Origin of the sequence: uncultured Granulicatella sp. (assembly GCF_963545075.1) — a bacterium.
Lineage (GTDB): Bacteria > Bacillota > Bacilli > Lactobacillales > Aerococcaceae > Granulicatella.
Genome location: NZ_CAUUHX010000063.1, coordinates 1 through 9432, shown reverse-complemented (window position 1 = coordinate 9432; position 9432 = coordinate 1). Strand labels below are relative to the sequence as shown.

Below are 9432 nucleotides of genomic sequence, written 5' to 3'. Positions count from 1 at the left end.
GAGAATGATGGTGAGAATCATGATCGTGATTATGATGTTCACTGTGTTCATGAGAATGATGGTGAGAATCATGATCGTGACTATGATGTTCACTGTGCTCATGAGAATGATGGTGAAAATCATGATCGTGACTATGATGTTCACTGTGTTCATGAGAATGATGATGAGAATCATGATCGTGACTATGATGTTCACTGTGTTCATGAGAATGATGGTGAGAATCATAATCGTGACTATGATGTTCACTGTGTTCATGAGAATGGTCTTCATGATGATGTATTTCTTCATTTCTTCTTTGATTCAATAATTGATTCCATTTTAGTTTAAAAACTTCCATAAATTCTTCTAAAACTTTAAATCGATGTTTCATACTCCACAACCTTTCTTACTTAATCTATTATACATGAAGATTCAAGTTTCAACAAAAAAAGAAATGACTTTTTCTAGCGTTCTTTATTACTTAATAAAGTCACATTTTAAAGGTTTATACATATCCATGGGAATAAAAAATGACTTATCATAATAGCAGTAGTAATAGAAGCCAAATTGGCTTCTATTACTGGAAGGCGTCCGTTTGCTATTATATTTATAAGTCAAATAAAAATATAAATATTAATCTAACAAAGCACTCAAATCAATGGAATCTAATGTCATTTCCGTTGAAGTTTGAGCCATAATCGATTCATAATCAAAATAATCATTAATCGTTAATTGATTCAACTGATAAATTTGTTCAAACAAATTTTCTGGTTTATTCTTCTTCCAGCGATACGTCACAAAATAACTTGCAATATCATAACTGGAAATTGATTCATATCCTTGTGTAATAAACTCAATCGTTTTATATCCTAACCAAGGACGAAATTGTTCTAAAAATTCTTCTTGTTTATCCATCATGACTAAGAGTTTTTACTATTCTCCATCAACAACAGGAACATTATTTTCTCCAGCTGTTGGAACAACATGATGAATCGCACGACGTTCAAATGTTAAATAAACACCATCGCAATCAATCTCAACTGTTTGATCTACTGTATCAATATAATGAACTACTCCATGTAACCCCCCAATGGTAACAACATGGTCCCCAGCTTTCAAAGCATTCATTTGCTCTTGTAATTTTTTAGTACGCTCACGATTTTTACGACCAAAGAACCACCAAGCTCCTCCTAGTGCTACAATATAAAGTAACATTAATGCTAATTGACTCATTTAAAACACTCCTTCTTGTAATGTAATACTACTGTATCAAATTTTTTCTAAGAATACTAGAAATTACGAGCATTTTCTTTATTAAATCCATATTCTTCAAAAAATGCTTCTCTGAATTCTAATAAATTATCATCCATAATAGCTTGACGAACTTGTTTCATTAAGTTTAATAAGAAGTATAAATTATGATAACTTGTTAAACGTAAGCCAAATGTTTCATCTGCTTTAAATAAATGACGAATATACGCACGAGAATAATTACGACATGTGTAGCAATTACATTTTTCATCGATTGGACGGAAATCACGTTCATACTTCGCATTTTTTACAACAAGACGACCTGCACTCGTCATACAAGTACCATTTCTTGCGATACGTGTTGGAAGTACACAGTCAAACATATCTACCCCACGAATGACTCCATCAATTAATGAATCCGGAGAACCTACTCCCATTAAATAGCGAGGTTTGTGTGATGGAATTAGTGGTGTTACATAGTCTAATACTTCATTCATTTCTTGTTTAGTTTCCCCAACAGATAATCCACCAATCGAATACCCTGGGAAATCAAGTGAAATCATATCTTTAGCATGATCCATACGTAAATCTTTGTATCCTGCTCCTTGTAAAATTCCAAATAAAGCTTGCGTTTCTGGAGATTTATGAGCTTTCAATCCACGTTCTGCCCATCTAGTTGTACGAGCAATGGAATTTTTCACGTAATCATGAGTATGATGGAAATCTGGACATTCGTCAAAACTCATAATAATATCTGCTCCAAGTTTATTTTGAACATCAATTGAAATTTCTGGAGATAAAAATAATTTTGAACCATTTAAATGATTTCTAAAATGTACTCCTTCTTCTTCAATTCTTCTCATATCACTTAAAGAAAACACTTGGAAACCACCTGAATCTGTTAAGATTCCTTTTTTCCAATTCATAAAATTATGTAATTTTCCTGCTTCATCTACAATATCCGCACCTGGGCGTAACCATAAATGATAAGTATTACTTAAAATAATATTGGCTCCCATTTCATCTAATTCTTCAGGAGACATTGATTTTACAGTTGCTAATGTACCTACAGGCATAAACATTGGAGTTGGAAAAGTACCATGTGGTGTAATAATTTCTCCAAGACGAGCACCTGTATGTTTTTCTGTTTTAATTAAACGATATGTTACAGCTGGTTGTGTCATTTTTACATTCCTTTCTTTTAATAGTCAACTCTATAACTGTATCTTACTATGTTCTATTTGTCCAATATTTTCTCCACTTTCAATTAAAAAGACATAACGATTCCTTAATATAGAATCACTATGTCTAAAAAATTATTATTATCAAGTTTTTTCTTTTAAAATATTTTAACTAAATTTCTTTATTTCTTATAAATATTACTGTCTATCATGAGGAGGCATTCCTTGCTGATGATTAAAACCTCTAGCATCATTTGGAGGTCCCATCATCATTGAATTTTTGATTTCTGATTGTTTTTCACCATTTATTGTAATTTCACCACCTGTATAAACAGCAGTTCCGTCAAAATCAAATCCTGATTGACCAACTAATTGAATAGTTCCTCCTGTTACTGTAATATTTCCGTTTGAATCAATACAATCCGTATCACCTTCTCCTACTTCTACAAATAAATTTCCACCATTCATTGTAAAAGATATCTCATCTTGACTCGCATTTGCATTTGCAGCATTGATTCCATCATCACTTGCATAAACTTTGATATCTCCACCTTGAATCGTAATAGCTCTTCCCTCAATTCCTTCTGTGGAATTTTCAATGACATAGGTTCCACTTTCGATTACTAAATTACCAGAAGCGTGAATGCCGTCATCGCCAGCATTAATGGTCATCGTGTTTTCTGATAAAAACATATTTCCAACTGAAAGATCTTCATCATTATCTACTTTCACAGCATCTTTTTTCGCATCGATACTCATTTTTGTATGTGTAATATTGAATTCATCATTTACATTAAATGCATTACCAATTGACGTTATATGATATGTCCCTCCAGTAATATGAAGTGTATCATTTGCTTTAATTCCATTATTTTTTTGAGCATCAATATTTAGTGTCCCATTTCCATTAATAATTAAATCAACTTTAGAAAATAAAACTGCATTCGCTTTTTCATCACTATTTTCACTTGAATCTGCTAAGGTATTAGTCGTTCCATCTTCTAAAGTAATGGTTACTGCATTTGCTTTTTGAATATTAATAGGTGCATTAGTATTGGTCATCGTTACACCTTTTAAAATAATATGAATATCTGCTTCTTTATCAGCATCTACTTTCAATTGTAGTCCATTCGATTCACCAGAAATCAAATATGTTCCAGCTTTTGAAATAGTTACGATAGAATCTGTTGTTGAAACTCCATCTCCTGAAACCGATACCGTATCTCCTAATAAATGAATCTTTGTAGCTGTCGTTTCATCATATTGAGTTTTGTAATCTTTATCCGAAAAATAAGTTGCATTAGTTGTTGTACTGATACTAGAATCATTCGTTTTAGTTCCATTAGCTGTTTTTGCACCTGCTTGGGTACAAGCTGTCATCAATAATGTCGTTGATAAGCCTATTAAAACAAATTGATATTTTTTTAAAGTCATATAAATCCCTCTCTTTCTTTTTGAGATGAACTTATAGTAATGAATATTTTTGAATTTAAAATAGAAAGTTTATGAATAATCTATAACATTTTTGTTAAATAAATTTTTATAAAAAAAAACTTTTCTCTAATTAAGAATATAACCTAACTATTAGTTAACCATACTCTTATGATTAGAGAAAAGCTTGTACAATTATTTTTTATGCAGTTTGAATGGCACGATAACTATAGGATGGTTCTTTTAGTTTTTCATCAAATACGACATCTAAATCATGATTTTGGAAAAACCATTCATCACCTGTCTCAACAAAATAAGTAATCCCATTTTTTTCTACGCTAACAAATGGATTATTTGGTGTATCAACTTCTACGGCTAAAGAAAAGCCTTCATGAATTGGACTACATCCATATACTTTTCCTAAAAAACGAACTCCTCTTTCTTTAGAAACTCCCATTTCTTCTTCAAACCATGCTTGTGATTTTTCATCAATTGTTAATTTCATATGCCCCATCCTTTGACTCATCATTTCTTAATTCAAGTTTACCATAGTTTTAAAAATCTTGCTTTTACTTTGCTTGTAGCATCGGATTAGCCATAAAAGAAGTACATTCATATTTAGACAAAGCTGTAAATCCATTTGCTTCATAAAATGCAATTGTTTTTAATTCACTATCCGTAGTTAAAATGATTTGATAAACCTCATTAAAATACTCCAGTGTTTGACGAAGTAATTGTGTACCAATCCCCTGTCTTTGATACTCGGGAAGTACAATAATATCTTGAATATAGAGAATAGAATAACCATCTCCTACTGCTCTTAAAAATCCAATTAATTTTCCTTCTCCATCTCTTGCTGTAAGAATAAACAAACTATGTTCTAATGCATTTTGTAACATTGTTGGATTAGTCGTATAATTCGTCCATCCTACTGCCTCATATAATGGAAATATTTCTTCAAAAGAAACTACATCATTTTTCTTATACCCAATCATCCTATTCACTCCTCATCTAATACGATTGATTCAATCCATTCCCAAGCTTTTTCAACACCTTCTCCTGTTTCAGAAGAAAATGTTAAAAATAATTCTTCCGGTGGCTTCCCAAAAGCTTTTCGAATTTGACTCACATGTTTATTCCATTTACCACGAGGAATTTTGTCACACTTCGTCATAATAATTCGATAAGGAATTTCATAATATTCTAAAAATTCACGCATTTGTACATCTTCTGTACTTGGTTCATGACGGAAATCAACGAGGATTAAAACTAATTCAAGATTTTCACGAGTTGTAATATACTCTTCAATCATTTTTCCCCATTTTTCACGTTCTTTTTTTGAGACTTTTGCGTATCCATAACCAGGAACATCGACAAAGTAAAATAAATCGTTAATATGATAAAAGTTTAATGTCTGAGTTTTACCTGGTTTACTAGAGGTTCTAGCTAAACTTTTGCGTTGAATTAAACGATTAATAAAAGATGATTTTCCCACATTCGAACGACCAGATAAAGCAATTTCAACTTTTTGATCCGTTGGATATTGATTGGGACCAACTGCACTAATCGTAAATTCAGCATTTGTCACTTTCATACTTATGCTCCTTCCTCTGTTGTTTGAGGATTAATTTTAACAAAGAATAGTAATCCTCCTCCAATTAAGAATAGAACAATTAGAGAAAAGACTCCATCTAGGGAATTACCAGTCATTTGTGCTGTAATTCCTAATAATGTTGTTCCTAAAATGGATGAGAATTTTCCAAAAATATTGTAAAATCCAAAAAATTCATTCGCACGATTTGCAGGAATAATTTGTCCAAAAATAGAACGACTAATGGATTGTACCCCACCTTGAGCAGTACCTATACAAATGGCTAATAATAAGAAATCTGTATAAGTTTTTAACCCTGTTGCTAAAATACAAATAATAATATAAGTAGCAATTCCTAAAAATACTGTGTTTTTTGCACCAATCTTTTTAGCAAGATATCCATAAATAATACTAAATGGAAAAGCAACAATTTGAACAATTAAAAGGATAACAATTAAACTATTTCCATCTAATCCCACATCACTACCAACAGCTGTTGCCATTTTTATAATTGTTCCAATTCCATCAATATAGAAGAAATAAGCAATTAAAAATAAGAATACTTGCTTATGTTCACGAATATGTTTAATCGTTTCAAATAAACGAGTAAAACTATCATATATAGGATGTTTGTCATGTTCAATAAAGTTTTTCTGTTTTACATGTTTCCAAAATGGAATGGTAAATACAAACCACCAAACTGCAGTGATGAAAAATCCAATTTTAACAATAACATCTCCAGCTAAAGATGAAAATTGCATAATCATCATAAATAATACAAATGGAATAACACTTCCAATATACCCGTATCCATAACCTGCTGCTGAGATACGGTCCATACGATCATATGTTGTTACATCCATAATTGAACTATCATAAAAAATATTCGAAGCTGAAAATCCAATGGCAGAAATCGTATATAAGATCAATAAGTACATCCATTGATCACTACCAGTAAACATCATTCCTAATACAGAAAATACCCCTACCATAGTAGAAACTGTGAACATTGGGTTACGATAACCTCTATAATCGGCTAAGGCACCTAAAACAGGAGCCATGACCGAAACAACAAAAGTAGCAATCGAGTTTGCATATCCTAAATATGCTGTCGAATTTGCAGCAGTTACTCCTGCATTCGTTGTAACTGTTTTAAAGAAAATTGGAAAAATAGCTGTTGTAATCATTAATGAATACACTGAATTAGCCCAATCTTGTAAAATCCATGAAAATTCTTCTTTCGTATAACGACTTGCAAAAAACTTACGAATTGCAGACATAAAATTCCCCCTAAAATTAAGCTTTCAATAATTTCCCTTTTTTATTGTACAATTCTGGTTGTCCTTCATTATCTACAACGGCTTTTGTAACAACTACTTTAGAAACTTCTTCTCTACTTGGAATTTCAAACATTAAATCCATCATAACCGATTCAATAATTGAACGTAATCCACGTGCACCAGTTTTACGTTCAATCGCTTTAGAGGCAATAGCATCTAATGCTTCTTGATCGAATTCTAATTCAACTTCATCCATTAAGAAAAGTTTTTGATATTGTTTCACTAATGCATTTTTAGGTTCTGTTAAAATAGATACTAAATCTTTTTGTTCTAATTTTTCTAATGCTGCAATAATTGGTAAACGTCCAATAAATTCAGGAATTAATCCAAATTTTTGTAAATCTTCTGGAATAATCATTTGCATTAAACTTTCATGTTCGCTAAAGTTTTTATTTGAAGAACCAAATCCAATGACTTTAGCTCCAAGTCTCTCTTTAACGATTGTTTCAATTCCATCAAAAGCTCCACCAACAATGAATAAAATATCCGTTGTATCGATTTGAATTAATTCTTGTTGCGGATGCTTGCGTCCACCTTGAGGAGGAACAGATGCAACAGTTCCTTCTAAAATTTTTAATAGCGCTTGTTGTACGCCTTCACCACTTACATCCCGTGTAATCGATACATTTTCGCTTTTACGTGCGATTTTATCAATTTCATCAATATAAATAATTCCTTTTTGCGCACGTTCTACATCATAATCAGTTGCTTGAAGAAGTTTTAGTAAAATATTTTCCACATCTTCTCCAACATATCCAGCTTCTGTTAATGTTGTTGCATCTGCAATTGCAAATGGAACATTTAATAAGCGAGCTAATGATTGAGCTAAGTAAGTTTTCCCTGAACCAGTTGGTCCAATTAAACAAATATTACTCTTTTGTAACTCTACTCCATCATCTTCTACTAAATGGTTAATTCGTTTATAGTGATTATAAACAGCAACTGCTAATGCTTTTTTAGCATTGTCTTGTCCAATCACATATTCATTTAAAATTTCACGAATTTCTTGTGGCTTTGGAACTGTAATTTCCCCCTCAAAAAATTGCGTTAATAATTCTTCATCAATAATTTCCTTACATAAATCTACACATTCATTACAAATAAAAACATCTGGTCCTGCAATGATTTTTTTTACTTGATCTTGTGACTTCCCACAAAATGAACAGCAGACATGATTTTCTTTATCTTTATACAAATACGTAACCTCCATTCAATTTTTGACACTATAATAGTAGATTAGCATATCTGAGTAGTTTGAACAAGAAAAGTCCATCCTAGATGAAGTATTTTCAAACAAAAAAAGAACAACCTTGTTTCCAAGATTGTTCTTAATCACTTTTAGTATTATGCTTCTACTGCAGATTCAGTAATTAAAGCTAATGCTTTCTTCATTGAGATATCGTTTTTCAACATTTCAACTGAAACAGCTGCACGAACAGCTCCTTCTTCCATACCATATTGAGCAGCTAATTCTTTTACTTCTGCATCAACGTCAGCATCTGTTACTTCAATGTTTTCATCTTTAACGATTTGTTCTACTACCAAGTTAGTTTTAGTACGAACATCAGCATCTTTTTCCATCATTTTGTGTAAATCAGCTTCAGTTGTACCTGTGATTTGGTAGTACATTTCTGGTGTAATACCGTTACGACGCATGTCGTTTAAGTAGTGTTGCATTTGACGGTGTACTTCTTCGTGAACCATTTCAGCTGGTAATTCTACGATTTCAGCATTTTCAACTGCTTGACGTAATGCTAAGTCAGCTACAGCTTCGTCAGCTGCTTCAGCTTTAGCTTCTTCTAATTCTTTACGGAATTTTTCTTTTAATTCAGCTAATGTTTCAACTGAATCATCAATGTCTTTAGCGAATTCATCTGTTAGTTCAGGTAATTCTTTTGTTTTAACTTCGTGAACTGTTACTTTGAATACAGCATCTTGACCTTTTAAGTTTTCTGCATGGTATTCTTCTGGGAATGTAACTTTCACTTCAACGTTGTCGCCTTCTTTAGCGCCTACTAATTGATCTTCAAATCCAGGAATGAATGAACCTGAACCTAATTCTAATGAGTAGTTCTCACCTTTTCCGCCTTCAAAAGCTTCTTCTCCTAAGAAACCTTCAAAGTCAATTACAACTGTGTCTGCTAATTCAGCAGCACCTTCTTTAACCACTAATTCAGCTGATTTAGCTTGTTCTTGTAATAAACGATCTTCTACATCTTGTTCAGAAACTGTACGATCTTGTTTTTCAACTGTTAATCCTTTGTATTCACCTAATTTAACTTCAGGTTTAACAATTACAGTTGCTTTAATTACCCATGCTTGACCTTTTTCTAAAGATTCGATGTCAATTTTTGGTTGAGTTACTGGGAAAATACCAGTTTCTTCAACTGCATTATCGTATGCATCTGGTAATAAGTAGTTTAATGCATCTTGATATAATGCTTCTTCACCATACATTTTGTTGAAGACTTGACGACTTACTTTACCTTTACGGAATCCAGGAACGTTTAAGTTCTTTTTCACACGGTTAAAAGCAACTTCTAACCCTTTTTTGATTGATTCTTGTGAAATTTCAAATGTTAACACAACTTCATTTGTGTTGATTTTTTCAAATTTTGCTGTCATAGCTTTCCTCCAAAAAATTCTTACTTCATCAAAT

Annotated in this window: 10 protein-coding genes and 1 pseudogene; 1 reads left to right on the top strand and 10 read right to left on the bottom strand. The window is 32.0% G+C overall.

Annotation, left to right across the window (positions count from 1 at the left end):
- Positions 1-327 (top strand): annotated as a pseudogene (locus RWZ86_RS07690) (hypothetical protein); the annotation flags it as partial.
- Positions 328-612: 285 nt separating this feature from the next.
- Here RWZ86_RS07690 and RWZ86_RS07685 read toward each other — a convergent pair.
- The 10 genes from RWZ86_RS07685 to tig form a co-directional block, all read right to left on the bottom strand.
- Entirely contained in the window at positions 613-897 is a 285-nt protein-coding gene (locus tag RWZ86_RS07685) for a post-transcriptional regulator (protein WP_314681113.1), read from the bottom strand.
- Between the two features lie 15 nt (positions 898-912).
- A complete protein-coding gene (gene yajC, locus RWZ86_RS07680) occupies positions 913-1212 on the bottom strand; it encodes a preprotein translocase subunit YajC (RefSeq protein WP_006702525.1) in 300 nt (99 codons plus the stop codon).
- Between the two features lie 56 nt (positions 1213-1268).
- On the bottom strand, positions 1269-2414 hold the full coding sequence (tgt, locus tag RWZ86_RS07675) for a tRNA guanosine(34) transglycosylase Tgt (protein ID WP_227931275.1): 1146 nt from the start codon (positions 2412-2414) through the stop codon (positions 1269-1271).
- 195 nt (positions 2415-2609) lie between these two features.
- Entirely contained in the window at positions 2610-3845 is a 1236-nt protein-coding gene (locus RWZ86_RS07670) for a carbohydrate-binding domain-containing protein (protein ID WP_314681110.1), read from the bottom strand.
- Between the two features lie 199 nt (positions 3846-4044).
- Positions 4045-4347: an iron-sulfur cluster biosynthesis protein gene (locus RWZ86_RS07665; RefSeq protein ID WP_314681108.1), complete on the bottom strand. Its 303-nt coding sequence runs from the start codon at positions 4345-4347 to the stop codon at positions 4045-4047.
- A 64-nt stretch (positions 4348-4411) separates the two neighbouring features.
- The gene (locus tag RWZ86_RS07660; protein WP_314681104.1) at positions 4412-4837 is read right to left on the bottom strand and encodes a GNAT family N-acetyltransferase; all 426 of its coding nucleotides are present in this window, start codon (positions 4835-4837) and stop codon (positions 4412-4414) included.
- Between the two features lie 5 nt (positions 4838-4842).
- Entirely contained in the window at positions 4843-5436 is a 594-nt protein-coding gene (gene yihA, locus RWZ86_RS07655; protein ID WP_314111832.1) for a ribosome biogenesis GTP-binding protein YihA/YsxC, read from the bottom strand.
- Between the two features lie 2 nt (positions 5437-5438).
- A complete protein-coding gene (locus RWZ86_RS07650) occupies positions 5439-6713 on the bottom strand; it encodes an MFS transporter (protein ID WP_314681102.1) in 1275 nt (424 codons plus the stop codon).
- Between the two features lie 16 nt (positions 6714-6729).
- Positions 6730-7983: an ATP-dependent Clp protease ATP-binding subunit ClpX gene (clpX, locus tag RWZ86_RS07645; RefSeq protein ID WP_399545024.1), complete on the bottom strand. Its 1254-nt coding sequence runs from the start codon at positions 7981-7983 to the stop codon at positions 6730-6732.
- A gap of 134 nt (positions 7984-8117) precedes the next feature.
- Entirely contained in the window at positions 8118-9398 is a 1281-nt protein-coding gene (gene tig / locus RWZ86_RS07640) for a trigger factor (RefSeq protein WP_314681095.1), read from the bottom strand.
- Between the last annotated feature and the right edge of the window lie 34 nt (positions 9399-9432).

Bases quoted from the DNA above. Each gene is read 5' to 3' on its own strand.
- RWZ86_RS07685 (WP_314681113.1), bottom strand. From the start codon at position 897: ATGATGGATAAACAAGAAGAATTTTTAGAACAATTTCGTCCTTGGTTA.
- yajC (WP_006702525.1), bottom strand. From the start codon at position 1,212: ATGAGTCAATTAGCATTAATGTTACTTTATATTGTAGCACTAGGAGGA.
- tgt (WP_227931275.1), bottom strand. From the start codon at position 2,414: ATGACACAACCAGCTGTAACATATCGTTTAATTAAAACAGAAAAACAT.
- RWZ86_RS07670 (WP_314681110.1), bottom strand. From the start codon at position 3,845: ATGACTTTAAAAAAATATCAATTTGTTTTAATAGGCTTATCAACGACA.
- RWZ86_RS07665 (WP_314681108.1), bottom strand. From the start codon at position 4,347: ATGAAATTAACAATTGATGAAAAATCACAAGCATGGTTTGAAGAAGAA.
- RWZ86_RS07660 (WP_314681104.1), bottom strand. From the start codon at position 4,837: ATGATTGGGTATAAGAAAAATGATGTAGTTTCTTTTGAAGAAATATTT.
- yihA (WP_314111832.1), bottom strand. From the start codon at position 5,436: ATGAAAGTGACAAATGCTGAATTTACGATTAGTGCAGTTGGTCCCAAT.
- RWZ86_RS07650 (WP_314681102.1), bottom strand. From the start codon at position 6,713: ATGTCTGCAATTCGTAAGTTTTTTGCAAGTCGTTATACGAAAGAAGAA.
- clpX (WP_399545024.1), bottom strand. From the start codon at position 7,983: ATGGAGGTTACGTATTTGTATAAAGATAAAGAAAATCATGTCTGCTGT.
- tig (WP_314681095.1), bottom strand. From the start codon at position 9,398: ATGACAGCAAAATTTGAAAAAATCAACACAAATGAAGTTGTGTTAACA.